The following is a 26079-nucleotide window of genomic DNA, read 5'->3' as shown; positions in this document are numbered from 1 at the left end:
GGGGGGGGCCCGCCCCCCCCCCCCGCCGCGGGGGGCCCGGGCCCCGGGGGCCCCCCCGGCCCCACGGCGTGCGGGTCGTCGTGCGGGTGGCTGTACAGACGGCCGTACGGGTCGTCGCGCCGCTGGGATCAGTCGGCCTCCGGGCCCGCCAGGTTCTTGGTGAGCCACTGCAGCGTGTCCGGGATCATCTTCTTGAAGTCCGAGGTCAGGTGCTTGCCGCCGGGCTGCTCGTAGTACTCCAGCGACACCGGCGGGGCGGCCTTGGCGACCCAGCCCTTGACCAGCTTGGTCTCGTACGGGTTGGCGCCGCCCGCGGTGACCAGCATCTTCACGTCGGCCTTGCCCTGGGCGACCAGCACGTCGGGGTTGTTGGCCTGCCGCTCGGCGTCGTGGCCCTTCCACAGCCCCGAGTCGGGAACGTAGTAGCCGTCGATCGGGACGGCGGCCTTGTAGACGTCCGGGTGCTGGAGGGCGAGCTTGGCGCTGCAGAAGCCGCCGGTGGAGGCGCCCATCACGCCCCAGCCGTCGCGGCCCTTCACGGTGCGGAAGTTGGCGCGGACGAAGTCCGGGAGGTCCTGGGACATCCAGGTGCCCATCTTGGGCTGGCCCGGGATGTCGGAGCAGTCCAGCGCGTTGTGCTCGTCGCTGTTGAAGTTCTGCACCGGCATGATCATGATGAACGGGTGGGACTTGCCCGCCTTGACCAGCTGCTCGTTCTCCTCCTGGATCGGCAGCTGGTTGTCGGTCCAGGTGTTGTAGCCGTTGCTCTGGCCGCCCGCGAAGAGGGTGAGCACCGGGAAGCCGGTCTTGGCGAACTTGGGGTCGTTGTACTCGGGCGGCAGCCAGACCCAGACCTTGCCGGAGACGCCGGACTTCGCGCCGGTCACCGTGGTCATCATGATCGGACCGGCGGACGTGTCCCGGGCCTTGCTCAGGTTTGCGGCCGGACCGGTGGGCATCAGCACCTTCCCGGTGGCGGCCGCGGGCTCCGCGGTGGTGGGCGCGGGCGTACCGCCGCCACCCGCGCCGGGCGAGCCGCCCGTGGCAGCGGTACCGGTCGCACCCGGGGTGCCGGCCGCCTTGCCGCCGTCCCCCTTCCCGCCGCCGGAACTCCCGCAGGCCGCGAGCGAGGCGGCCAGGGCGAGCACGGCGGCGCCGGTCAGGACGGCGCGGGAACGGGACGACTGCCTAAGCACGGTGAGGACTCTCCGACCGATGACACGCCCGGTCCGTCTGACCGGGCTGTGGCCCCCCGGTGGGGCCGGACAGACCCGGGGGCGCGGCGCTGGTGCGGTCCCCGGGGTGGCGGCGCGTCCTCCCTCGCGGTGGCGCGCCTTCCTGCGATCTTATGACGTGGACCGGGGTGGCCCGGTTGCGCGGTGGCCACCGGAAATCCAATGTTTGTTCGCGATCAGGTAAAGGCCTTCACCACTCCCCCCGAACGGCGGGGGCCGGACGGCGGGGAGCACGGTCCGCGGCCTGTCCGGGGGTGCGAATTTTGGGGCCTTCGACCAGTGACGGCGGCCCCCGTATCCGCAACGATCGGCTCACGCCCCAACCGACCCGCGCCCAGCCGAAGCCGAAGCCGAACCGACCCGAGCAGACCCAGGAGAACGCCATGCCCCAGCAGATCGCCGTCGTCACCGGAGCCGGGAGCGGAGTGGGCCGGGCCGTGGCGGTCGAACTGGCCGCGGCCGGCTGGCGGCTGGTGCTGGCCGGCCGGCGGGCCGAGCCGCTGCGGGAGACCGCCCGCCTGAGCGGCACGCCGACCGCGGTGGTGCCGACCGACGTCACCGACCCGGCGGCGGTGGACGCGCTGTTCGCCGCAGCCGTCGAGCGCTTCGGCCGGGTGGACCTGCTGTTCAACAACGCCGGCACCTTCGGCGCGGCCGTGCCGGTGGAGGACCTGGAGGTCGAGGCCTGGCGGGCGGTGGTCGACCTCAACCTGACCGGGGCGTTCCTCTGCGCCCGGGCCGCGTTCCGGCAGATGAAGGCGCAGGACCCGCAGGGCGGCCGGATCGTCAACAACGGCTCGATCTCGGCGCACGTCCCGCGCCCGCACTCGATCGCCTACACCGCGACCAAGCACGCCGTCACCGGGCTGACCAAGTCGCTGTCGCTGGACGGCCGCCCGTACCGGATCGCCTGCGGGCAGATCGACATCGGCAACGCGGCGACCGACATGACAGCCGCGATGAGCACCGGGGTGCGGCAGGCGGACGGGCAGCTCGCGGTCGAGCCGACCATGGACGTGGCCGACGTGGCCCGCACCGTCCGGCACATGGCCGAACTGCCGCTGGAGGCCAACGTGCAGTTCGCCACCGTGATGGCGACCGCCATGCCGTACGTCGGACGGGGCTAGGGCTGCCTGTCTGAGGCCCGGCACCGGCCTCCCGCCGTCAGCCCGCCACGGACTCGCGCAGCCGCTTCTTGTCCGGCTTGCCCACCGCCGTCAGCGGGATCGCGGCCACGACGTGCAGGGCCTCCGGCGCGTAGATCCGCCCCTTGTGGGCCGTGACGAACGCGCGGACCTCCTCCAGGTCCGGCCGCTGCCCCGACGCGGCGACGACGGCGACGTGGACGTGCTCCGCCTCCTGCGCGTCGCGCACCCCGAAGACCGCGCACTGCGCGATCGCCGGGTGGGTGAGCAGCAGGTCCTCGACCTCGGACGGGTAGACGTGCCCGCCGACCACGATGATCTTGTCCTTGAGCCGGTCGGCCAGGTAGAGGTAGCCGTCCGCGTCGAAGTAGCCGATGTCGCCGGTGTTCAGCCAGCCGTCGCGCAGCACCTCGGCGGTCAGGTCGGGCCGCTTCCAGTACCCGGCCATGACGGTGTCCGAGCGGACGTGGATCTCGCCCTGCTCCCCCGTCGACAACTCGGTGCCGTCGGCGGACCGGATCGCCACCTCGATGCCCGGGAGGGGGCGGCCGACCGCGATCTGGCCGCCGTGCCCGACCCGGTCGTGCTCGTGCGGGGCGAGCATGCAGATGTTCTGCGCCTCCGACTGCCCGTAGCCGCTCCACAGGACCGGCCCGAACACCTTGAGCGCCTCGCGCACCCGGGTGGGCGAGGCCGCGCAGCCGCCGTACGAGACCCGGCGCAGGCTGGACAGGTCGGTGCGGCCGATCGCCGGGTGGTCGAGCAGCTGGTAGAGCAGCGGCGGCAGCACCCACAGGTCGGTGATGCGCTCGCGCTCGATCGCGGCCAGCACCGCGCCGGGGTCGAAGGACCGCTGGAGGACCACCGTGCCGCCGTGGTGGAGCGTCAGGTCGGAGAAGAGCCCGGCGAGGTGGGCGAGCGAGGTGGCGGCGAGGAAGCGGGGTGCGTCGCTCTCCATGCGGCCGGGAGTGTCGAAGACCTTCCGGTAGGCGCCGTGCAGGCTGCGGATGCCCTTCGGGATTCCGGTGGTCCCGCCGGTGTGCCGGATGCCCCAGTCGTCGTCCGGGTCGACCCGGACGGCCGGCGGCTCGGCGGGCCGGTGGGCCGCAGCAGCGATCACGTCCTCGCCGATGGCCGCCGGTCCGGGGCCGAGACGGAGGACGGTCGGCACGTCGATCAGGGGCAGCAACTCGGCGGCCACCGGGTACCGTTCGGCGTCGACGAGCAGGACTGCGGTGTCGACGCTCGTCGCGATCTCGGCCAGGGTCGAGGCGCTCATGCCGTCGTAGAGGTTCACCACCCGCGCACCCGCGAGGCCTGCCGCGTAACGGCCGCTCAGCGCCTCGGCGGTGTTGCCCGCGAGCAGGGTCACGGTGTCGCCGCGCACCACGCCCCGGGCGATGAGCTCGTGGGCGAGGCGGTAGGTGGCGGCGGCGAAGTCACCCGCGGTGAGTTCGATGCCGTCGGCGGTGGTGATGGCCCGCCGGTCGGGGTCGGCGGCGAGGGACTGAAGAATCAGGGCGGGAGCGCTGACGAACTCCGGTTCGTTCACGGCCACTTCTTCCTTGCAGTTTGCAACCATGTCCCCACCCTAACCCAACCCCACGTCCAGGGCCGGGAGTTAGACCCGATGGCGATCACTCGTCGTGCGAGTGGCGGTAGCGGAGAGGACGAGGGGGGTGGTTCTCATCCCGCGATCGTGTCAGCGCCGCCTCGCCGGCCGAGGTTTGAACCGGCAGGCCACCCGCACGAGGGACCCCCGTCAGGCCAGGCCGACGGGGGTCCAGGGGCGGCCCGAGGGTGGCCGGACAGGGCCTACGGCCGCCAGGTGTCGTTCAGGGTGGCCAGGCCCGAGGCCGGCGCGGTCGCCGTCCGGTTGGCCCCGGACTCCCAGGTCACCGCGCCGCTCGCGTCCTTGCGGACGTACTTGTACTGGAAGGCCGTGCCGGCCGGCAGCGCGAGCGACAGCGACCAGACCGGGTAGCCGGCCGAGGAGAGCGGCAGCGCCTTGGCCGGGTCCCAGCCGCCGAGCGCGGCGACGTCGCCGACCACGTAGACGTTCTGGCCGTTGACGGTGGTCGCGTTGACGTTGAACGAGGCGCCGGAGGTGCTGGCCGCCCCGCCCGGGACGTACAGCGCGATCGCGTCGCCCGCGCCGACCGTCGCGGTGAACTGCCCGTTGGCGCCCACCTGGTAGGTCGGGCCGGTGCAGCCGCCGCCCGGCTGCGGGTCGCCGTGCTGGACGTCGCAGTAGGTGCCGGCCGCGAGCCCGGTCTGGAAGGTCCGGGTGATCGGGCCGCTCTCGTGGTTGAGCGCGACGTAGCCCTTGTTGCCGCGGCCGAAGGCGATCGCGTTGTTGCCGTTGGACCACCAGTTGGTCACGCCGGTGCCCGCGACGGCGTTGCGGAAGCCGACCATGTTGGCGATCTGCCGCCAGGCGTGGGTGCAGTTCCAGCCGTCCTGGTAGCAGGCGTTGACGGTGCCGCCGTTGGGCGGGCCGTCGTCGTTGTTGGTGAAGGCGTAGCCGGAGTAGACGTTGGGCGCGCCGTACGGCGAGGCGAGCAGGAAGACGTTGGCCAGCGTGTAGGTGTTGCCGTAGGTGTAGTTGAGGGTGGAGCCGTTGCGCTCGGTGTCCCAGTTGTCGATGAAGGAGCGCGCCTGCCCGCTCGGCAGGTACCCCCAGGAGGCGCCCCAGCCGGACAGGTTGGCGAGCTTGTCGCTGGTGAACATCCGCTTGAGGTCGGTGCCGACGCGGAACTCGTCGACGTCGCCGGTGCCGGTGTACTCGCTGGGCTGGACCGGTTCGCCGGCGCCGTAGATGACCTCCTGCACCCAGTAGGCCTTGGGGTTGGCCGTCTTCGCCTTGATCGCGGCGAGGTCGCCGGCGGCGATGTGCTTGGCGGCGTCGATCCGGTAGCCGTCGACGCCGAGGGAGCCCAGGTCGTCCAGGTAGCGGGCGATGGTCTGCTGGACGTACGCGCTGCCGGTGTCGAGGTCCGCGAGGTTGACCAGCTCGCAGTTCTGCACGTTGGAGCGGTCCTGGTAGTTGGTGATCGGCTGGCGGCAGGAGTGGAAGTCCTGGTCCTGGTAGGTGCCGGGGTAGGCGTACTTGGTGTACGCGGTGCCGCCGGTGCCGGTGCCGGAGCCGGCCGTCATGTGGTTGACGACGGCGTCGGCGATGACCTTGACCCCGGCGGCGTGGCAGGTGTCGACCATGTTCTTGAAGGACGTCCGGTCGCCGAGCCGCCCGGCGATCCGGTAGCTGACGGGCTGGTAGGAGGTCCACCACTGCGGACCCTGGATGTGCTCCTGGGGCGGCGAGACCTCGACGAAGCCGTAGCCCTTCGGGCCGAGCGTCGAGGTGCAGGCCTGGGCGACGGAGTCGAAGCGCCACTCGAAGAGGGTGGCGGTGACGTCCTTGCCGTTGTTGGCGGGTGGGGCGGCCTGGGCGGCGGGGGCGCCGAGGGAGGTGGCGAGCGAGAGCGCCAGGGCCGCCGAGGCGGCGAGGGCGCCGGCCGCGCGGGCGGTCCGGCGGGTGGGGGCGGTGGTGACCACGTCGTCTCCTGGGGGTGGCTGGGGTGGGGGCAGCCGGGGATGAGCTGTGCAGGAAGAGCTGTGCAGGAAGTTTCTGTAACTTGCCGGAAACTTGCAGCGCTGAACCTAGGGCCGCCGGGAGAGAGCGTCAAGGGCCTGGGATAAACGTTTCTGCACCGCCTGGGCCCGGACGCACGACAAGGGCCCGGCAGCCGTAGCCGCCGGGCCCCTCACCTGTCCTGGTTCACCGGGCCCGCGGGGGCCCGGTCCGGACTCAGCCGGTCTGGATGGAGGTGTCGTCGATCACGAAGCTCGTCTGCAGCGAGGCGTCCTCGGTGCCGGTGAACTTCAGGGTGACCGTCTGGCCCGCGTAGGACGAGAGGTCGAAGGTCCGCTGCTGGTAGCCCGCCGCGGCGTCCGCGTTGGAGTACGTCTTCAACGTGGTGCCGTTCACCGACACGGCCAGCTTGTCGTACGCGGTGCTGCCCGACTCAGCGGTGTCGATGTGCAGCCAGAAGCTCAGCGTCGCCTTGCAGCCCGCCGGGATCGTCACCGTCTGCGCCAGCGTGTCGGTGTGCGAGGAACCGTAGCCGTTCAGCCACGACTTCCACGAACCACCGTGCGCCGCCTGCGAGGAGCTGTTGTCCACCACACCGGAGCTGGTCGTCCACGGCGCCGCCGAACCCGTCTCGAAGCCCGCGTTGCCCAGCAGCTGCGCCGGCGTGCAGGTACCGCCACCGCCACCGGTCACCGTCCACGTGAAGCTCGCGGTACCCGACTTGCCCGCCGAGTCCTTCACCGTCACCGTCACGTTCGACGAACCCGCCGTGGTGGCGGTACCGGTGATCGCGCCGGTGGAGGCGTTGATCGCCAGCCCGGCCGGCAGGCCCGTCGCACTGTACGACAGCGGCGCGGTACCACCGGAGGCCTTGATCTGGAGGTTCACCGCACCGCCGACCGCGGTGGACTGGTTGCCCGGACTGGTGACGGTGATGCCGCCGGGGTTGGGCAGCGAGCCGACGTTGACGGCGGCCCAGGCCGTGGCGACCGCGTTGTACTCGGCGCTGTTCGCGCCGTACAGGTCGGTGGCCGCGTTCAGGGTCGCGGTGCGGGCGGCGGCGTAGTTGGTGGTGGAGGTCATGTACGCGGTCAGCGCCTTGTACCAGACCTGCTGGGCCTTGTCCCGGCCGATGCCGCCGACGGTGATGTTGTTGACCGTCGGGCTGTTGTAGCTGACGCCGTTGATCACCTTGGCGCCGCTGCCCTCGGCCAGCAGGTAGAAGAAGTGGTTGGCGACACCGGACGAGTAGTGCACGTCCAGGTTGCCGACGCCCGAGTACCAGGAGTCGGCGGAGGTGCCGTCCTTGGAGGGCTTGTCCATGTAGCGCAGCGGCGTGCCGTTGCCGTTGATGTCGATCAGCTCGCCGATCAGGTAGTCCGGGTTGTCGGCGGGCAGGTTGGCGTAGAACTCGACCATCGAGCCGAAGATGTCCGAGGTGGCCTCGTTGAGGCCGCCGGACTCGCCCGAGTAGTTCAGGTTGGCGGTGGCCGAGGTGACGCCGTGGCTCATCTCGTGGCCGGAGACGTCGAGTTCGGTCAGCGGGTGGGTGTCGCCCGAGCCGTCGCCGTACGTCATGCAGAAGCAGCTGTCGTCCCAGAACGCGTTGACGTAGCCGGTGTCGTAGTGGGCCCGGCTCATGGCGCCGACGCCGTCGTTGCGGATGCCGTTGCGGCCGAAGGTGTTCTTGTAGAAGTCCCAGGTGGCGGCCGCGCCGAACTGGGCGTCCACGGCGGCGGACTCGCGGTTGCTGGCCTGGCCGTTGCCCCAGGTGTCGCTCGACTTGCTGAACAGCGTGCCGTTGCCGGAGGTGCCGTTCTTCATGTCGGTGGTGTACTGGCCGCCGCGGGTGGCGTCCTTCAGCGAGTACGTCGAGCCGCTCTGGGTGGTGGTCAGCGGCACGTTGCCGACGAACACGCCGTTGCCGGAGCCGCGCTTGATGCCGTCGGCCTTGCTGAGCACGTCGCCGGTCGCGGCGTCGGTGACCACGTGCAGCTTGCTCGGGGTGCCGTCGGACTCGCGGCCGGAGACGACGGTCTCCCAGGCGAGCTTCGGGGTGCCGTCGGCCGCCCAGACGACCAGGCGCGGCGCGGTGTCGACGGCGGCGCCCTGCTCGGCGGCGAGCGCGGCGGCCTGGGCCTTCGGCGCGGCCTGGGCCGGCGTGGTGCTGACGCCGCTGAGGTTGGCCTCGCTGGCCTTGGTCACGCTCTTGGTGGCGCCCGCGGCGTCCTGGTGGACGATCAGGTCGCCGCCGAGCACCGGGAGTCCGGCGTAGGTGCGCTCGTAGCGCAGGTGGCGGCCGCCGTTGGTGTCCAGGACGACGTCCTTGGTGACCAGCTTCTCCTGGCCGCTCAGGCCGAGGGCCTGGGCGAAGGACGCGGACTGCTGGTTCGCGGAGGCGATCAGCGCGGCCCGGTCCGACTGCTGGGCGGCGACGGCGGACGGGGCGTCGGGCGTCGCGGCCTGCGCGATGACCGGTATGCCGGTCACCAGCAGCGCGGTGGTTGCGGCCATGACAACCGCGGCCTTCCGGGCGTGAGCGTAACGGGACATGCGGACTCCTTTTCCGACCGGCGCGGGTTCGCACCGGTGGAGAGAAACCTGGGCCGCGGGGTTGCGGCGCAGTGGGGGCCCCCGCCCGGGGTGTGCGACGGGGGTGCGGTTGCGGTGCTCACAAGTCGTGGCAGGTTTGGGACGCGCTGCACCTGATCTGGTCGGCTGCACCGGGGGGTGGGGCCCCCTCGTCTGCAGCCGCAGGAATCGTGGCAGCAAACGAGTCGTCAATGACAGATGCATGCCACGGAATGGCCGATTCATTACCGAAACCGTATGCATGACTGTTCATCAGTTGTGTTACCCCTTTGAGAACTCATGAACACGGTTTTCATGATCCGGGGAATGTTCGATCACTTCCGGAAGTCACTGACCAGCGCTCAGGGCCCCCACCCGCGCCACCCGGCGGCCGACGGCACCGGGCGGGGGCGGCACATCACGCTTCCGGCCGTGCCATCGGTGCTTTCCGGCCACCGGGCGGCCAAAACGAAACGGGTCCCGCGCCGCCACAACGGCGGTGCGGGACCCGGGGGTTCCGGAGTTCGTCGATCAGCCCTGGACGAACACCGCCACGGTGCGGCCCGGCACGGTGAAGGTGCCGGTCGCGGCGTCGAAGCCGGACTGCTTCACCACCGCGTCCGCGCCGCCCGCCTGGACCGGGTGCAGGGCCTGGCCCGTCCCCTTCAGGGCCGCCACGGTCTGCGCCTGCGCGGTGGGCGTGGCGTTGAACACCACGGTGACGCCCTTCTCGGCGCCCTTCAGCCCGGTGCCGTCCAGGTGCAGGGTGATCACCCCGGGCGTCTCACCGGACGTGCCGGAGAGCGGGTAGGACAGCCGCTGCTGGACGGCGGCCAGGGTGGGCAGCGAGAACAGCGGCGAGGACTGCTTGATCCGCAGGAACTCCTGGTACTGCGCGGAGGTCGCACGGATCTCGGCCGCCCCCACGGTCAGCCGCGGGTTCGCCAGCAGGGACTGCGCGGTCGGCCACATCTCCTTGTTGTCGGCCGCCGGCGGCAGGCCCCGGCCCCAGCCGTTGCCCTGCGTCGCGTCCCAGTGGATGGCGTTGAACCAGTCGCCCGAGTCGTAGGAGTTGGCGTCCAGCGACTTGGAGCGCAGCAGGTCGCTGCCGGCCTGGGCGAAGCCCGCGCCCTGGGTGAGCGCGGTGAGCGAGAGCCCGAGCGCCTGCATCCGGGCCCGGTCGGCGGGCGCGGTGCCGGTCGGCAGTTTGTACGCGAGCGCGTCGAACAGGTCGGTGTTGTCGTGGGCGTCCACGTACTCCACCGCCTCGCCCGGCTTGGCCGCGTACCCGGTCGGGGCGCCGTTGTAGTCGACCTGCGCGCCGGTGACGGCCCGGCCCGAGCTGTCGGTGAAGGAGTAGCCGGCCAGGTTACCGGCCAGTCCGACCTTCAGCTGGTCCATCTGGTGCAGCAGCCGGTCCTTCTGCTCCTGCGGGGTGCCGTTGGCGGGCGAGCCGTTGGGGTCGGTGTACAGGCCCGAGGCGAAGCCCTGCTGCGGGGCGGAGTTCAGCATGAAGTTGCCGCCGCGGGCGGCGTCGCGGAGCCGGTCGTCGAAGGTGGCGATGCCGGTGCCGGCCAGGTTGAGCTGGGTGGCCTGTTCGAACCGGGCGTTGTTCGCGACGACGCCGAAGTTCCAGCCCTCGCCGTAGAGGAAGACGTTCTTCCCGTCGATGCCGTCCGAGGCGGGCGTCATCTTCCGCAGCGCGGCCTGCACGTCCAGCATGGTGGACTTCGGGTCCAGGCCCATCAGGTCGAAGCGGAAGCCGTCGACCTTGTACTCGCGGGCCCAGGTGGTCACCGAGTCGACCACGAGCCGGTTCATCATGGCGTGCTCGGGCGCGGTGTCGGCGCAGCAGCTGTCCGCGGTGACCTTGCCGTTGTCGTCCAACCGCTGGTAGTAGCCGGGGACGACCTTGTCCAGCACCGAGTGCTCGGCCTGGCCGCTGGCGGCGGTGTGGTTGTAGACCACGTCGAGCACCACCCGCAGCCCGGCCTCGTGCATCGCCTGCACCATCCGCCGGAATTCGACGGTGCGCGCCGTCCCGTTCGTCTCGGTGGCGTACGACCCCTCCGGCACGGTGTAGTGCAACGGGTCGTAGCCCCAGTTGTACGCGTCGTCGGCGGCGACGGCCGCCACGCATTCCTGCTGCTTCGGACCGTCCGGGGGCAGGGACTTGAGGTCGCAGGCCGGCAGCTTCTGGTCGGCCCGGTTCTCCCGGATGGTGGCGATGTCGAAGGTCGGCAGCAGGTGGACGGTGGTCACCCCGGCCTGGGCGAGCTCCCGCAGGTGCCGCATGCCGGCCGACTGCGACTCGGTGAACGCCAGGTAGGTGCCGCGCTCGGCGGCCGGGACGGTGGTGTCCTCCACCGAGAAGTCCCGGACGTGCAGTTCCTGGATCTGCTGCTGCGCCGGCGGGACGGGCTTGGGGACGTTCTGCTCCTCCCAGCCCGCGGGCTTGAGCTCCTTGGCGGCGAGGTCGGCGACCAGGCTGCGCCTGGAATCGGTGGACAGCGCGACCGAGTACGGGTCGGTGACGGTGTTGACCACCACCTGCTGGACGGAGGGCGCCCAGACCTTCACCTGGTACAGGTAGTACTTGCCGTCCAACTCGCCCTTGTCGCGGACGACTTCCCAGGCGCCGGTCTCGTCGTCCAGCTTCAGCGGCAGCGTCTTCGGGGTGCCGCCGGTCGCACTGTCGAAGACCTGGACGGACACCTCCTGCGCGGTCGGCGCCCACACCGACAGCGCCACCTTGCCGTTGTAGTAGGCCGGGCCGAAGTCCACCCGGCCGGTGCGGCGCGCGTAGAGGTCGTCCAGCACGCCGGGGGTCTGCACGCCGGTGGCGGCCAGCACGGCGCCGCTGGGCAGGTGTTCGGTGAACAGCAGCTGGCTGCGCAGCGCGGCCGGGACGCGGGCGGTGTCCCGGGCGTCCACGGTGAAGGCCCGGTAGCCCGCCAGGTGCGGGAACGCGGCCTTCTGCGCGGCGGTCAGGCCGCCCTGGGCGGCGTTGAGCCGGATCCACCGGCCGGGCTTGGTCAGCACGCCCTTGTCGGCGCGGATGCCGCCCTCGGGGTCGTACACCAGCTGGGCGCTGGTGCCGCCGGCCAGGGCCGCGTCGCCCGCGCCGTAGGCCGCCGGGACGACGACGGTCCTGGCGTCGATCCACTGGGCCTTGGCGCTGCCGAGGTCCACCTGCGCGGAGGCGGCGGCGTTCTGCGGCAGCAGGTGGCCCTCGCGGCCGCCGAGCAGCCACACCTCGCGGCCGTCGACGGCGAGGTCCAGGGACTGGTCGGTGGGCAGGTCCTTGTCGTTGCCCTTGTGCAGGATGTAGCTGAGGCTGGTCGCGCCGGGGGCCAGCGGCACCTCGAAGACGGCGCCGAAGGCGTCGCGGCGCACCGGCATCAGCGGCTTGCCCCAGTCGGTGGGGGTGGCGGCGCCGGTCCAGTCGTGCAGGCCCCAGCCGTCGTAGTCGCCGTCGGCCCGGTTGTAGTGGAGGACGGCGGTGTTGGCGGGCGGAGTGTTCACCGGGCCCGGGTCGGCGGTGCGCACGGCCGGGTCGCCCTGCCGGAGCCAGACCTCGCCGGTGGCGCCGACGTCGACGTGGCGGTCGGCGTCGACGTCCTTGACGCCGTTCTTCTCGACGACGAACCCGACGTCCGAGGCGCCGGGCTTGAGCTTCACGTAGGCGAAGGCCCCGTACGCGTCCCGGCCGGTGAAGGCGTGCCCGGCGGGCCACGGGGTGGCCTCGCCGTCGGCGAGGTCGCCCCAGGCGTAGAGGTTCCAGCCGTCGTAGTCGCCGTCCGGCCGGTTGTAGTGCACGACGGCGTACGGGCGGGCGGCGGCGGTGGGCACCGGCTTGGGTGCGGGGGCGCCGGTGGTGAAGCTCGCGGTGGCGGAGCGCAGCCGGCCGCTGGAGTCCTGGACGACGGCCTTGTAGCGGACGGCCGTGCCGGGGGCGGTGGCGCCCAGGTCCTGGGTGACCAGGTTCTTCCCGGTGTCTGCGGTGCCCAGGGTCTGCCAGGGCCCGGTGCCGATCTGGGCGGCGAAGGTGACGCGGTTGAAGCCGCCGCCGGTCGTGGCGCCGACGGTGACGGTGCCGCTCGAACCGTCGGCCGGCGGCTGCACGGAGAGCTGCGGCGCCGCCGTGGTGGGGGCGAGCCCGGCGCCGGCCTTGAACACCACCGAGGAGAGCGCCGGCACGGTCACGGTGACCTTGCGGTCGGCGCCGGAGGTCGCCTTCCCGCCCGTTGCCGGGTAGATCCGGTCGAAGCCCATCCCGGCGGAGAAGGTGTCCAGGGTGACGGTCTTCGCCTCGGCGGCGTTGTTGACCGCCACCAGGTACTCGGTCCGCTGCCCGGCGTCGATCCGGGAGAAGGCGTACACGCCCGCGCCGTCGGCGGCGTAGCGCTCGATCTGGGCGCCGTCGGCGAGCGCCGGGTTGTCGCGGCGCAGCTTGGCCAGCGCGGCGACGTCCTGGTAGAGCGCGCCGCCCTGCCCGTACCGGTCGGCCGGGCCGGAGGGGCCGCCGAGCACCCGGTCGCCGTTGTAGGAGGGCGTCTTGGAGGCGAACATGTCCTGTCGGGCGTCCTGGTCGCCGCCCGCGCCGGTGAAGCCCTGCTCGTCGCCGTAGTAGACGACGGGCTGGCCGCGGGTGAGGAACTGGAGCTCGGTGCCGAGCCGGTCCTTCTTCAGCAGGGTGGCCTCGTCGGCGCCCGGATTGTCGGCGAGCAGGAAGGAGCCGAACCGGCCCATGTCGTGGTTGCCGAGGAAGGTCGGCAGCTCGTACGCGTCGGTGTCGGCGGTGGTGTAGCGGTAGTCCTGGCCGTAGACGTCGGCGAGGTTCTTCGCCGAGCCGCCCTGGGAGACGTAGCCGCGGGCGGCGCCCTGGAACGGGAAGTCCAGGGTGGCCTGGAGCTTGCCCTTGGTGACGTACGGCGAGGTGATCGCCGGGTCGCCGGAGTAGACCTCGCCGAACATGAAGAACTTCTTGTTGCCCTGCTTGGCGGCGAAGTCCTTGAGCGCGGGCGCCCACTGCTGCCAGAACGCCATGTTGACGTGCTTGACGGTGTCGATCCGGAAGCCGTCCACGCCGGCGTCCTTGACCCACTGCTGGTAGACCTTCTCGAAGCCCTTCACCACCCGGGGGTTCTGGGTGTCGAGGTCGTCCAGGCCGCTGAAGTCGCCCTCGGTGGCGGACTCGCCGACGAAGGTCGAGTCACCGCGGTTGTGGTAGAGCGCGGGGTCGTTGAGCCAGGACGGGGTCTTGGCCGTGGCGTCGGCGGGCTTGCGGAAGACCGGGGTGTAGGGGAAGGAGTCCTTGGTGAGCCGCGGCCAGGGCGCGCCCGCGTCGGCGGTCGCGGTCTCGTCGACGGGGTTGCCGTCGGCGTCGAGGGTCGGGTAGGCGCCGACGGAGCGGTAGCCGTGCTGCTGCTCGGCGTCGTCGATGACGTCGGCGGTGTGGTTGGTGATGACGTCGAAGAAGACCTTGATGCCGCGGGCGTGGGCCTTGGCTATCAGGTCCTTGAGCTGGTCGTTGGTGCCGAAGTGCGGGTCGACCTGGGTGAAGTCGGTGATCCAGTAGCCGTGGTAGCCGGCCGAGGCCTGGTCGCCGCTGCCCTGGACCGGCTTGTTCTTGAAGATCGGGGCCATCCAGATCGCGGTGGTGCCGAGGTTCTGGATGTAGTCGAGCCGCTGGATCAGGCCGGCCAGGTCGCCGCCGTGGTAGAAGCCCTTGTCGGCCGGGTCGAAGCCGTGGTCCAGCCGGCCGCCGGTGATGCCCCCCGTGTCGTTGGCGGGGTCGCCGTTGGCGAAGCGGTCGGGCAGGACGAAGTAGAACTGCTCGCGGCTGAGGTCGTGCCGCCCGGCGGTGGCCGCCAGGGCGGCGTCCGAGGGCGGGGGCGGCGGGGCGGCGGCGAGGGCCGCGGGGGCGCTGCCGAGGGTGGCGGCGGTCAGCGCGGCGGCCAGCAGGACGGCCGTGCGGCCGGGTCTGCGTCGGGGGGTGCTCCGCCGGGGGCGGAGCCGGACATCGGCCACTGAGGGTCTCCCTTAGGGGAAGGGGTGAGCGAGTTCCCTGGAAGCTAGCGGCCTGCAATATGTTTCAGCAAGATGCAGAAACGGTTTCTTTCCGGGAAACTCCAGGCCAGGACCGTTGCCGCCACCCCGATTACGCCCTTGGAGCGGTCGGCGTAACAATGGGACGCATGCCTGTCCCACCGGTAAGCACCAGACCCGACCTCACCCCCTACCCCGGTGGGAGCCTCCCCCTAGCCCTCAAGGGGGACAGCCGGTGAAGAATCCACTGCCAGGGGATGATCGGACGGCGACGGGACGTCTGGCAGACTTCTCGTCCATGGGGGAACCGACCAAGATCCAACACGGCCGCGCACAGCGGGCCGAAGCGGCGCTCGGTGACGGTTCCGGAGCACGGCCGGCCTCCTCGGGACGCCTGCCCGACGGAGCCGCCCGCGCCACCCAGTCCCGTATCGCCGCACTGCGCGGCCGCATCCGCGACCAACGGCGCTCACCGGCCCGGCCGAAGATCTGGTTCGAACTGGCCCTGATCGGGATCAGCTACTGGATCTACTCGATCATCCGCAACGCCGTCCCGGAGCAGGCCTCGATAGCCCAGAAGCACACGCGCTGGATCTGGGACCTGGAGCAGTCGCTGGGCATCGCCGTCGAGCGTTCGATCAACCACGCCGTCGACAGCGTCGGGTGGCTCATCACCGGGATGAACTACTACTACGCGACCCTGCACTTCATCGTGACCATCGGCGTGCTGGTCTGGCTCTACCGCCGCCACCCCGGCCGCTACGTCGCCGCCCGCACCGTGCTGTTCGCCACCACCGCGATCGCCCTGATCGGCTTCTACTTCTTCCCGCTGGCCCCGCCCCGGCTGATGACCGACGGCGGCTTCATCGACACCGTGAAGGTCCACGGCACCTGGGGCTCGATGGCCTCCGGGCCCGCCGCGCACGTGTCCAACCAGTACGCGGCGATGCCCTCGATGCACATCGGCTGGTCGATGTGGTGCGGGCTGGCCATCTTCTACCTGGCCCGCCGGACGTGGGTCCGGGTGCTCGGCCTGCTCTACCCGCTGGCCACCCTGACGGTGATCGTCTCGACCGCCAACCACTTCTGGATGGACGCCGTCGGCGGTGAGCTCTGCCTCGCCCTGGGCTTCCTCACCGCCCGCTGGATGTACCGCTCCTGGGTCTACAAACTGCCCCAGGTGCCCGCCCGGGAGACGGCGGAGGAGCCGATCACCGTCCCCGAGCAGTGGAGCGAACCCGCGGTGAGCAGCGCCCGCCGGTAGAGCTGCCGGACCTGGACGAACCGAAGGGGCCCCACCCGGGGCCCCTTTCGCATGCCCGGGCCTCAGCCGCGGGCCTCGACGCCGGCCTCAGCCCCCGGGCCTCAGCCGCCGGTCTCAGCCGCCGTAGAACAGCCGCTCCACCACCGCCCGGGCCCGCCGGGTGGTCCGCCGGTAGTCGTCCACCAGCTCGCCGCTGTGCCCGGCGCCGTACCCGAGGTAGCGGGCCACCCCGGCCAGCTCCCGGGCCTCCCCGGGGAAGCTGTCGCCGGGCCGGCCGCGCACCAGCATCACCGCCGAGCGCACCCGGGAGGCCAGCACCCAGGCCGCGTCCAGCACCTGCGCGTCCGACCGCCCGACCAGCCCGGCCCCGGCGGCGGCCGCCAGCGCGGCCCTGGTCCGGGTGGTGCGCAGGGCCGGCAGCTCGTGCCCGTGCTGGAGCTGGAACAGTTGCACCGTCCACTCCACGTCGGCCAGCCCGCCGCGGCCGATCTTGGTGTGCGTGGTCGGGTCGGCGCCGCGCGGCAGCCGCTCGGCCTCGATCCGCGCCTTGATCCGGCGGATCTCCACCAGGTCCCGCTCCGGCACCCCGACGCCCGGGTAGCGCAGCGGGTCGATCAGCTGCCGGAACCGCGCACCCAGCTCCTCGTCCCCGGCCACCGGCTCGGCGCGCAGCAGCGCCTGGCTCTCCCAGGCGTGCGACCAGCGCCGGTAGTACGCCGCGTACGAGGCGAGGGTGCGCACCAGCGGGCCGCTGCGCCCCTCCGGCCGCAGGTCGGCGTCGACCAGCAGCGGCGGCTCGGTGGACGGCGCGCCGAGCAGGGTCCGCAGCTCGTTGCAGACCGCCTGGGCGGCCCGGGCGGCGTCCTGCTCCAGCGAGCCGAGCAGCGGCTCGTGGACGAAGAGCACGTCGGCGTCCGAGCCGTAGCCCAGCTCGTGGCCGCCGAACCGGCCCATCGCGATCACCGCGATCCGGGTCGGCAGGTCGCCGTGCTCGGCCTCCCAGCCGGCCGTGCAGGCGCGCAGCGCGCCCTGGAGGGTGGCGGCGTTCAGCGCGGTCAGCGCCTCCCCCGCGGTGTCCAGCGCCTCCGCCGGGTCCTCGCCGAGGCGGCCGAGGACGTCCGCGGCGGCGGTACGGAACAGCTCCCGGCGGCGCACCGAGCGGGCGGCGGCGACGGCCGCGGCGGTGGATCCGGCCCGGCCGACGGCGGCCAGTATCTCCTGCTCCAGGGCGGCCCGGCCGCGCGGCGCCAGGCCCTGCGGGTCGCCCAGCATGGCGACCGCCTCGGGGGCGCGCAGCAGCAGGTCGGGGGCGAGCCGGCCGGCCGACAGCACCCGGGCCAGCTGCTCGGCGGCGGCGCTCTCGTCGCGCAGCAGCCGCAGGTACCAGGGGGTGCGGCCGAGCGCGTCGGAGACCTGGCGGAAGTTGAGCAGCCCGGCGTCCGGATCGGCCGAGTCGGCGAACCAGCCGAGCAGCACCGGCAGCAGGGTGCGCTGGATCGCGGCCTTGCGGCTCACCCCGGAGGCGAGCGCACTGAGGTGGCGCAGCGCGGCGGCCGGGTCCGCGTAGCCCAGCGCCTCCAGCCGGGCCCGGGCCGCGTCCGGGGTCAACCCGGCCGCGCCCGGCGGCAGTTCGGCGACGGCGTCGAGCAGTGGCCGGTAGAACAGCTTCTCGTGCAGCCGCCGGACCTCCACCGCGTGCCGCTTCCACTCGCGCTGCAGCGCGGCCACCGGGTCGGAGCGGGTGTCGTCGTTGATCAGCGCGGCCAGCGAGCGGGCCAGCCGGCGCAGATCCTCCGCGCCGGTGGGCATCAGGTGGGTGCGGCGCAGCCGGTAGAGCTGGATCCGGTGCTCCAGGGAGCGCAGGAAGCGGTAGGCGGTGTCCAGCGAGACGGCGTCCGCCCGGCCGACGTACCCGCCGCGGGAGAGCGCGGCCAGCGCCTCCAGGGTGTTGCCGCTGCGCAGCGCCGGATCGGTGCGGCCGTGCACCAGCTGGAGCAGTTGGACGGAGAACTCGACGTCGCGCAGCCCGCCGGGGCCGAGCTTGAGCTGGCGGTCCAGTTCGGTGGCGGGGATCGAGTCGATGACCCGGCGGCGCATCTGCTGCACGTCGGTGACGAAGTTGTCCCGGGCGGCGGCCTGCCAGACCATCGGGGCCAGCGACTCCAGGTAGGCGGCGCCGAGTTCGGCGTCCCCGGCGACCGGGCGGGCCTTGAGCAGCGCCTGGAACTCCCAGGTCTTGGCCCAGCGCTGGTAGTAGGCGAGGTGGCTGGCCAGGGTGCGCACCAGCGGGCCGTTGCGGCCCTCGGGGCGCAGGTTGGCGTCCACCGGCCAGATGGTGCCCTCGCCGGTGGTGTCCGCGCAGAGCCGGGTGAGGGCGGCGGCGAGCCTGGTGGCGGCCTTGACGGCCTCGTGCTCGTCCACGCCCTCGCGCGGCTCGGCGACGAAGATGACGTCCACGTCGGAGACGTAGTTGAGTTCGCGGCCGCCGCACTTGCCCATGCCGATCACGGCGAGCCGGCAGGCCCGGGCGGCGTCCTGGTCCTGCTCGGCGGCGAGGTCCAGGGCGGTCTGCAGGGTGGCGCCGGCCAGGTCGGCGAGTTCGGCGGCGGTCTGCGCGAGGTCGGTGGTGCCGGTGAGGTCGCGGGCCGCGATGGCGAGCAGGCAGCGGCGGTAGGCGACGCGCAGCGCGTCCGCCGGGCTGCGGCCGCCCTCCCGGCCGCGCCGGACGCCCTCGGCGAGCGCGCGGCGGAAGTCCTCCGGGCCGGGGTGCATGTCGCGCAGCTCGAAGGTGACCAGCATGTGCCAGTCGTGCGGGTGCCGGGCCAGGTGGTCGGCGAGCGCGGTGGAGACGCCGAGCACGCCGAGCAGCCGGTCGCGCAGCGGCTTGGAGGTGGTGAGGGTGTCGCGCAGGGTGTGCCGTTCGGCCTGGTCGGCGGCCTCCAGCAGCCGGGCCAGACCGAGCAGGGCGAGGTCGGGGTCGGCGGTGGCGCCGAGCGCGTCCAGCAGCACGGGGTCGTCGGCCAGGCCTTCCAGGCCGGGGCCCGCCAGCAGCCGCACCGCCTGCGCCGGGTCGGTGAACCCGCGCCTGACCAGTCTGATCTCCGGCCGGCTGACCCGGCTCCCGGCCCGCTGTTCGTCCACCGCCATGGCCCCTCCATCCGTCCGCCCCAGCAGGTTACGCGCCCTGACGGCCCGGCGCCGGACACGACCGCCGGACGGCCCGCCGCCGCGCGCCGCGCCGTCCGTCCGTGACCTCGGGCCCGCCGCGCTCGTTCTCCCCGCGCAGACCGTGCCACCCCGTCCCATCCCGTGCCACCCCCGTCCCATCCCGTTCCGGAGCGCCGATGCCCAGCCGCCTGCCCTCGCTCACCGGGCTGCGCTTCTGGGCGGCCCTGCTGGTGGTGCTCTACCACCTGTCCCGCAAGGTCGGCGGGCTGCCGGTGCTCGACCCGCTCGCCTGGTACGGGCGTTCGGGGGTGACGTTCTTCTTCGTCCTGTCCGGTTTCGTCCTGGCCTGGACGTACGGCGGCTCGCCCGTCCCCGCCGGGGCGTTCGCCCGCCGCCGGTTCGCCCGGATCTGGCCGCTGCACGTGCTGAGCACCGTGCTGTCGCTGGGCGCGGACGCCGCGATCGGCACGGCGCTGCCGGTGGCGGCCACGCTCTGGTCGCTGCTGCTGGTGCATCCGTGGGCGCAGGCGACGGTGTACGGCGGCAATCCGGCGTCCTGGTCGCTGGGCGCCGAGGCCTGGTTCTACCTGCTGTTCCCGCTGCTGCTGCGGTTGCTGGCGCCGCGCCGCCGGGCCTGGCTGCCGGTGGCGGCGGTGTGCGCGGCGCTCGGCCCGGCGCTGTGGGCGGCGGGCCCGCTGCTGCCGGCCGATCCGACGGTGCGCGGCTGGCTGCTGGACTACCTGCCGCTGGCCCGTACCCCGCAGTTCGTGCTCGGGGTGGCGGTCGGGCTGGCGGTGCGGCACGGGATGGTCCCCCGGGTGCGGCTCGGCGCGGCGGCCGCGGCGGTGGCGGGCTGGCACCTGCTGCTGGCGCCCTGGCACGCGGCCGTCCCGGACGCGCTGTGGTGGGGCCCTTACAGCGCCTCCCAGCTGGTGCCGGCGGCGCTGTTCGCGGCGCTGCTGGTGGCGGCGGCCCAGCGGGACGCGGCCGGTGCGGCGCCCCGGCCGCCAGGAGGACAGGGTCCGGTCGGACGGGGTCTGGCCGGGCGGACGGCGGTGCGGCTCGGCGAGTGGTCCTACGCCTGGTACCTGGTGCACGAGATCGGCATCCGCTGCTGGCTCGCCGAGTTGGGCCGCCCGGCGCCCGGGGCGGCGGCGCTCGGGGTCTGGCTGCTGCTGGCCGGGGGGTCGCTGGCGGTGGCGGCGGGCCTGTACCGCTGGGTGGAGCGGCCGTGCGAGCGGCTGCTGCGCGGCTCGCCGCGCCGGCCCGGCGGGAACGCGGCGGCGCCGCTGCCGGCCCGCGCGGTGCGGGTGGGGCGGCAGCGGCGCCGGGCGGCGGCCGGTCAGGCGTCGGTGGAGCCGTCCAGGTTGACGTAGGCGTAGAAGACGCCGATGTCGTAGCCGTCCTTCTGGGTGTTGAAGGTGGCGGTGAGGTCGGTGTCCCCGTTGCGCAGGTACGGCGAGATGTCCCAGCGGTTGGAGTCGTAGCCGAAGTTGTTGCGGTTGTACGGGTTGCGGACGAACTGGTCCTCCGGGGTCAACTCCTCGATGGTGGAGTTGAAGGCGTCGTTCGGCGCGTGGTTGATGTCGGAGAACAGCGTCTCGGGCCCGTTGGTGGACTTGACCGACAGGGTGTCGCCGGTCCACTTGAGGTCGCCGTCGTAGACCACCCAGCCGAGCTTGCCGTGGAGCTGACCGCTCTGCGGCGTCTGCAGCCCCGCGAGCTTGATCTGCCGCGTCGGGCTGTCCGGCAGCTCGACCTGGAAGCCGTCCCACAGGTGGATGTGCCGCATCGGCTTGCAGTCGTTCTCGTACGCGACGACGATCGTCCAGCCGCCCCAGCTGTGCGGCTTCACCACCGAGTCCATGTTGGCGACGGTGTAGGTGCCGTTGCCGGCGTTCCTGACCAGGTCGGTGATGTCGGCGGAGGCCTGGTAGCTGCTCTCCACGTCGGTGGTGATGTAGCCGATGGACGGCTGGTCGTTGGCGATGTCCCGGTACTGCTTCTCGCCCGGGACCTTGAGGTACACCTCGTCGATCTGGTTCTCCGGCAGCACGGTGTCGCCGATGCCGCGGGTGCCGCCCCAGTACAGCCGGGCGTACTTGACCTTGGAGCCGTCGATCAGGCCGAGGTCGGCGGAGCTGGCGGAGTAGATCGGGTCACCGAGCGGGCCGATGGAGCCCGGGTCGATGTTGATGTACTTCATCTCGTACTTGTTGTTGATCGGCATGCTGCCGAGGCCCTTGCGGGCGTCCTCGCAGGGCGGCTGCTCCGGGTCGAGGGGTGCCTTGGTCTCGTCACAGGTCATCAGCGAGTTGCTGATCCTGGTGACGGAGCCGTGGAAGTCGCCCTGGAAGCGGGTGGTGAACGGCAGCGGGTTCTCGGAGATGGTCTCGGCGCGCGGGTGCGGGTTCGACGAGCCGGAGCCGGAGCCACGGGCGTCGGCGATCGGGGTGGCCAGCAGCTGGCTCGCGACGGCGGCGAGGGCGGCGCCCGCGACGACGGTCCGGCGGGCGAGCAGACGGGCCGCGGCGGCGCGGCTGACAGCGGAGGAGGGCATGGGATCCTCTCGGGACGGAACGGACGAGCACGCCCATCGGACCACAACCGTCCGTCACAGGATCTTCACATGCCGCCATTGGGGAAACGATCCACCCGAGCGGACGGCCCGCTGTCATCCGATCGAACGACAGCGGGCCCGAAGGTGTTTGAGCCGCTCAGGCGCTCAGAGCACCTGGAGGTTCTTGCGCAGCTCGAACGGTGTCACCTCGGAGCGGTACTCCTCCCACTCCTGCCGCTTGTTGCGCAGGAAGAAGTCGAAGACGTGCTCGCCGAGGGTCTCGGCGACGAGCTCACTGCGCTGCATCAGGTCGATCGCCTCGCCGAGGTTCTGCGGCATCGGCTGGATGCCGAGGGCGCGGCGCTCGGAGTCGGTCAGCGCCCAGACGTCGTCGTCGGCGCCCGGCGGGAGCTCGTAGCCCTCCTCGATGCCCTTGAGGCCGGCCGCGAGGGTGACGGCGTAGGCGAGGTACGGGTTGCAGCCGGTGTCCAGGGAGCGGACCTCGATCCGGGTGGAGCCCTGCTTGCCGGGCTTGTACATCGGCACCCGGATCAGCGCCGAGCGGTTGTTGTGGCCCCAGCAGATGTAGGACGGGGCCTCGCCGCCGGCGCCGGCGGTGCGCTGGGAGCCGCCCCAGATCCGCTTGTAGGAGTTCACCCACTGGTTGGTGACGGCGGCGGTCTCGGCGGCGTGCTTGAGCAGGCCGGCGATGAAGGAGCGGCCGACCTTGGAGAGCTGGTACTCGGCGCCGGTCTCGTGGAAGGCGTTGCGGTCGCCCTCGAACAGCGACAGGTGGGTGTGCATGCCCGAGCCGGGGTGGTCGGAGAACGGCTTGGGCATGAAGCTGGCGTGCACGCCCTGCTCCAGCGCGACCTCCTTCATGACCAGACGGAAGGTCATGATGTTGTCGGCGGTGGACAGCGCGTCGGCGTAGCGCAGGTCGATCTCCTGCTGGCCGGGGGCGCCCTCGTGGTGGGAGAACTCCACCGAGATGCCCATCGACTCCAGCATGGTGATGGCCTGTCGACGGAAGTCGTGGCCGACCCCGCGCGGGGTGTGGTCGAAGTAGCCGGACTGGTCGGCGGGGATCGGCGGGGTGCCGTCGCCGGGCAGGTTCTTCAGCAGGAAGAACTCGATCTCGGGGTGGGTGTAGAAGGTGAAGCCCTGGGCGGAGGCCTTCTCCAGGGTGCGCTTGAGCACGAACCGGGGGTCGGCGTAGGACGGCGAGCCGTCGGGCATCAGGATGTCGCAGAACATCCGGGCGGTGCCGGGGGTCTCCGAGCGCCACGGCAGGATCTGGAAGGTGGTCGGGTCCGGCTTGGCGATCATGTCGGACTCGTAGACCCGGGCGAAGCCCTCGATCGCCGAGCCGTCGAAGCCGATGCCCTCCTCGAAGGCCTGCTCCAGTTCGGCCGGAGCCACCGCGACCGACTTCAGGAACCCGAGCACGTCGGTGAACCACAGCCGGACGAACCGGATGTCACGCTCCTCAAGCGTCCGAAGCACGAACTGCTGCTGCTTGCCCATGGGGACAGTCTCACCTCTGCTCTTTACGCTCGTGTTACGCCCGGAAGACCCCCGGACGCGACTGCCCCCATCATGGCCGATCACCGCGCGGGACGGCAGTCCGGACCCTGGTCCGACCCCCCGGACAGCACATTGCGTCAGTTCGACGATTACACTCGGGGGCATGCCCAATCTCCGTCTCGCCCTGAGCCAGATCGACCCCTGGGTCGGTGACATCGCCCGCAACAGCGATGAGGTGGTGCGCTGGACCAGGCAGGCCGTGGAGGCCGGCGCCCAGCTGGTCGCCTTCCCCGAGATGGCCCTGACCGGCTACCCCGTCGAGGACCTCGCCCTGCGCAGTTCCTTCGTCGAGGCGTCCCGGGGCGCGCTGGTCGAGCTGGCCGGGCGGCTGGCCGCCGACGGGCTGGGCGAGGTGCCGGTGGTGGTCGGCTACCTCGGACGCTCCGAGCACGCCTCGCCGAGGTTCGGCCGCCCGGCCGGCTCCCCGCAGAACTGCGCCGCCGTGCTGCACCGGGGCGAGGTGGTGACCCGCTTCGCCAAGCACCACCTGCCCAACTACGGCGTGTTCGACGAGTACCGCTGGTTCGTCCCGGGCGAGCAGCTGCCGGTGCTGCGGCTGCACGGAGTGGACGTCGCGCTGGCCATCTGCGAGGACATCTGGCAGGACGGCGGCCGGGTCACCGCGGCCCGCGAGGCCGGGGCCGGGCTGCTGCTGGTGGTCAACGGCTCGCCGTACGAGCGGAACAAGGACGACCAGCGGCTGGAGCTGGTCCGGCGCCGGGCCGCCGAGGCGGGCTGCCCACTGGCCTACGTCAACATGGTCGGCGGCCAGGACGAGCTGGTCTTCGACGGCGACTCGATCGTGGTCGGCGCGGACGGCGAGGTGCTGGCCCGCTCCCCGCAGTTCGAGGAGCACCTGCTGGTGCTGGACCTCGACCTGCCGGCCGCCGGCGACGACCACACCGACGGCCTGCTGCTGAGCGACGGGCTGCACCTCGTCCGCACCGACCTGGGCGGCGAGCCGCAGGCCGCGCCCGCGCACGCCCCGGCCCCCGAGGTGGCGCCGCGGCTGTCCGACGAGGCGGAGATCTGGGCCGCGCTGGTCTCCGGCACCCGGGCGTACGTCACCAAGAACGGCTTCCGGTCGGTGCTGATCGGCCTCTCCGGCGGCATCGACTCGGCGCTGGTGGCGGCCATCGCGGTGGACGCGATCGGCGCCGAGAACGTGTACTGCGTCTCGATGCCGAGCCGCTACTCCTCGCAGCACTCCCGGGACGACGCGGCCGAGCTGGCCCGCCGGACCGGGCTGCACTACCGCACCGTCTCCATCGCCCCGATGTTCGACGCCTACCTGGGCGCGACCGAGCTGACCGGCCTGGCCGAGGAGAACCTGCAGTCCCGGCTGCGCGGCACCCTGCTGATGGCGATCTCCAACCAGGAGGGGCACATCGTGCTCGCGCCCGGCAACAAGAGCGAGCTGGCCGTCGGCTACTCGACCCTGTACGGCGACTCGGTGGGCGCGTTCGGGCCGATCAAGGACGTCTACAAGTCGCTGGTCTTCCGGCTGGCCCACTGGCGCAACGAGGAGGCCGGGCGGCGCGGCGAGGTGCCGCCGATCCCGGAGAACACCATCTCCAAGCCGCCGTCCGCCGAGCTGCGGCCGGACCAGAAGGACAGCGACTCGCTGCCCGACTACGACCTGCTGGACAGCGTGCTGGCCCGCTACATCGAGGGCGACGAGGGGCGGGACGCGATCGTCGCGGCCGGCTTCGACCCGGCCGTGGTGGACCGGGTGGTCCGGCTGGTCGACACGGCCGAGTACAAGCGGCGGCAGTACCCGCCGGGCCCCAAGATCTCGGTCAAGAACTTCGGCCGGGACCGCCGCCTGCCGATCACCAACCGCTGGCGGCGGGGCTGAGGGCCCCTAGTTGAACCGGTAGGTGGCGGCCACCGCGAGGTGGTCGCTGCCGTCCCGGGGCAGGGTGCGGGAGTCGACCGGCGCGAGGCCGCCCTTGCTCATGATCTGGTCGATCCGGGCCATCGGGAAGGACGCCGGCCAGCTGAAGCCGAAGCCGTCCCCGGCGGCGCCCTGGGCCGAGCGCATCTGCGAGGTGACCGGCGCCAGGCTGCGGTCGTTCATGGTGCCGTTGAGGTCGCCGAGCAGCAGGACCTTCTTCACCGGCTCGGCCTGGATCGCGTCGCCGAGCGCCTGCGCGCTGACGTCCCGCTGGTCGACGGTGAAGCCGCCCTCGGCCTTCAGCCGCACCGACGGCAGGTGCGCGACGTACACCGCGACCGGGCCCTGCGGGGTGGCGACCTGGGCCCGGAACGCCCTGGTCCAGCCCATCTTGAGGTCCACCGGCGAGACTCCGCTGATCGGGTACTTCGACCAGAGGCCGACCGTCCCTTCCACCTCGTGGTACGGGTACGCCTCGGCGAGCCCGCTCTCGTAGTCGCGCAGCGGCTTGCCGGCCAGTTCCTGGAGGGCGACGATCTGGGCGCCGGAGGCCACCAGGCCGCGGACGGTGCCCGGCACGTCGGGGTTGGCGGCGGCGACGTTGTGGCTGACCACCGTCCAGTCGCCGGTGCCGCCGCTCTTGTCGCTGAGCAGGCCGCCGAACAGGTTGAGCCAGATCGCGACGGGCAGCAGCAGCGCGATCAGCGCGGTGGCGGAGCGGCGCAGCAGCGCGGGGACCAGCAGCACCGGGACGGCCAGGCCGATCCAGGGCAGGAAGGTCTCCAGCAGGCTGCCGAGGTTGCCGGCGCTGTTGGGGACGTCGGCGTGGAGGGCCATCAGCAGGGCGGCGAGCACGGCCAGCACCGCGACGACCAGGCCGCGCCGCCAGGTGGTGGCGCCGCGGCCGTCCCGGCCCCAGTGCCGCAGGCCCAGGAATCCTCCGGGACGGCCCGCGGGGGCCGGGGCGCCCGCCTCGTCCCAGGGGCCGGCCGTGCTCCGGTCGGTCCTG

At 72.3% G+C, this 26079-nt stretch carries 13 protein-coding genes; 4 read left to right on the top strand and 9 right to left on the bottom strand.

The features are described 5' to 3' along the window. Window positions 1-128: 128 nt before the first annotated feature. Window positions 129-1196 (bottom strand): alpha/beta hydrolase, encoded by a 1068-nt coding sequence (locus tag ACFWPI_RS18660; protein ID WP_380380859.1) that lies wholly within the window; start codon window positions 1194-1196, stop codon window positions 129-131. A 422-nt stretch (window positions 1197-1618) separates the two neighbouring features. Here ACFWPI_RS18660 and ACFWPI_RS18655 point away from each other — a divergent pair, with 422 nt between their 5' ends. Further along, window positions 1619-2362 carry an SDR family oxidoreductase gene (locus ACFWPI_RS18655; protein WP_380380861.1) on the top strand — a complete coding sequence of 248 codons (744 nt, stop codon included), beginning with the start codon at window positions 1619-1621 and terminating at the stop codon, window positions 2360-2362. Window positions 2363-2399: 37 nt separating this feature from the next. Here ACFWPI_RS18655 and ACFWPI_RS18650 read toward each other — a convergent pair whose 3' ends face one another. From ACFWPI_RS18650 to pulA, 4 genes are all read right to left on the bottom strand, one after another. Continuing rightward, window positions 2400-3932: an AMP-binding protein gene (locus tag ACFWPI_RS18650; RefSeq protein ID WP_380380863.1), complete on the bottom strand. Its 1533-nt coding sequence runs from the start codon at window positions 3930-3932 to the stop codon at window positions 2400-2402. 263 nt (window positions 3933-4195) lie between these two features. Beyond that, window positions 4196-5935, bottom strand: coding sequence for a carbohydrate-binding module family 20 domain-containing protein (locus ACFWPI_RS18645; RefSeq protein ID WP_380380865.1), 1740 nt, complete (start codon window positions 5933-5935; stop codon window positions 4196-4198). A 253-nt stretch (window positions 5936-6188) separates the two neighbouring features. Continuing rightward, window positions 6189-8525 (bottom strand): M4 family metallopeptidase, encoded by a 2337-nt coding sequence (locus ACFWPI_RS18640; protein ID WP_380337588.1) that lies wholly within the window; start codon window positions 8523-8525, stop codon window positions 6189-6191. A 549-nt stretch (window positions 8526-9074) separates the two neighbouring features. Beyond that, complete coding sequence (pulA, locus tag ACFWPI_RS18635; protein ID WP_380370606.1) at window positions 9075-14576, bottom strand: pullulanase-type alpha-1,6-glucosidase; 5502 nt, start codon at window positions 14574-14576, stop codon at window positions 9075-9077. 316 nt (window positions 14577-14892) lie between these two features. On the opposite strand from pulA, the gene ACFWPI_RS18630 reads away from it, so the two are divergent. Beyond that, window positions 14893-15858 (top strand): phosphatase PAP2 family protein, encoded by a 966-nt coding sequence (locus ACFWPI_RS18630; RefSeq protein WP_063347341.1) that lies wholly within the window; start codon window positions 14893-14895, stop codon window positions 15856-15858. A 114-nt stretch (window positions 15859-15972) separates the two neighbouring features. On the opposite strand, the gene ACFWPI_RS18625 is transcribed toward ACFWPI_RS18630, so the two are convergent. Next, complete coding sequence (locus ACFWPI_RS18625; RefSeq protein ID WP_380370603.1) at window positions 15973-19005, bottom strand: bifunctional [glutamine synthetase] adenylyltransferase/[glutamine synthetase]-adenylyl-L-tyrosine phosphorylase; 3033 nt, start codon at window positions 19003-19005, stop codon at window positions 15973-15975. 197 nt (window positions 19006-19202) lie between these two features. Here ACFWPI_RS18625 and ACFWPI_RS18620 point away from each other — a divergent pair, with 197 nt between their 5' ends. Next, on the top strand, window positions 19203-20402 hold the full coding sequence (locus ACFWPI_RS18620) for an acyltransferase family protein (protein ID WP_380370601.1): 1200 nt from the start codon (window positions 19203-19205) through the stop codon (window positions 20400-20402). Here the strand turns inward: ACFWPI_RS18620 and ACFWPI_RS18615 are convergent. After that, window positions 20369-21586, bottom strand: a complete 1218-nt coding sequence (locus ACFWPI_RS18615; RefSeq protein WP_063347344.1) for a hypothetical protein — start codon at window positions 21584-21586, stop codon at window positions 20369-20371. The genes ACFWPI_RS18620 and ACFWPI_RS18615 overlap by 34 nt on opposite strands. 165 nt (window positions 21587-21751) lie before the next feature. Beyond that, window positions 21752-23113, bottom strand: a complete 1362-nt coding sequence (glnA, locus tag ACFWPI_RS18610) for a type I glutamate--ammonia ligase (protein ID WP_063347345.1) — start codon at window positions 23111-23113, stop codon at window positions 21752-21754. Between the two features lie 163 nt (window positions 23114-23276). Between glnA and ACFWPI_RS18605 the strand changes: the two genes are divergently transcribed. Further along, complete coding sequence (locus tag ACFWPI_RS18605) at window positions 23277-25031, top strand: NAD+ synthase (RefSeq protein WP_380370598.1); 1755 nt, start codon at window positions 23277-23279, stop codon at window positions 25029-25031. A gap of 6 nt (window positions 25032-25037) precedes the next feature. Here the strand turns inward: ACFWPI_RS18605 and ACFWPI_RS18600 are convergent, their stop codons facing one another. After that, the gene (locus ACFWPI_RS18600; protein ID WP_363580978.1) at window positions 25038-25907 is read right to left on the bottom strand and encodes an endonuclease/exonuclease/phosphatase family protein; all 870 of its coding nucleotides are present in this window, start codon (window positions 25905-25907) and stop codon (window positions 25038-25040) included. Window positions 25908-26079 lie beyond the last annotated feature (172 nt).

The organism is Kitasatospora sp. NPDC058492 (assembly GCF_042720685.1).
Lineage (GTDB): Bacteria > Actinomycetota > Actinomycetes > Streptomycetales > Streptomycetaceae > Kitasatospora.
This window is presented reverse-complemented; position numbering and strand designations above follow the sequence as displayed.

Coding starts and splice junctions, on each gene's coding strand:
- ACFWPI_RS18600 (WP_363580978.1), bottom strand. CDS start 25,907: ATGGCCCTCCACGCCGACGTCCCCAACAGCGCCGGCAACCTCGGCAGC.
- ACFWPI_RS18625 (WP_380370603.1), bottom strand. CDS start 19,005: ATGGCGGTGGACGAACAGCGGGCCGGGAGCCGGGTCAGCCGGCCGGAG.
- ACFWPI_RS18620 (WP_380370601.1), top strand. CDS start 19,203: ATGCCCAGCCGCCTGCCCTCGCTCACCGGGCTGCGCTTCTGGGCGGCC.
- ACFWPI_RS18655 (WP_380380861.1), top strand. CDS start 1,619: ATGCCCCAGCAGATCGCCGTCGTCACCGGAGCCGGGAGCGGAGTGGGC.
- ACFWPI_RS18640 (WP_380337588.1), bottom strand. CDS start 8,525: ATGTCCCGTTACGCTCACGCCCGGAAGGCCGCGGTTGTCATGGCCGCA.
- glnA (WP_063347345.1), bottom strand. CDS start 23,113: ATGGGCAAGCAGCAGCAGTTCGTGCTTCGGACGCTTGAGGAGCGTGAC.
- ACFWPI_RS18605 (WP_380370598.1), top strand. CDS start 23,277: ATGCCCAATCTCCGTCTCGCCCTGAGCCAGATCGACCCCTGGGTCGGT.
- ACFWPI_RS18615 (WP_063347344.1), bottom strand. CDS start 21,586: ATGCCCTCCTCCGCTGTCAGCCGCGCCGCCGCGGCCCGTCTGCTCGCC.
- ACFWPI_RS18630 (WP_063347341.1), top strand. CDS start 14,893: ATGGGGGAACCGACCAAGATCCAACACGGCCGCGCACAGCGGGCCGAA.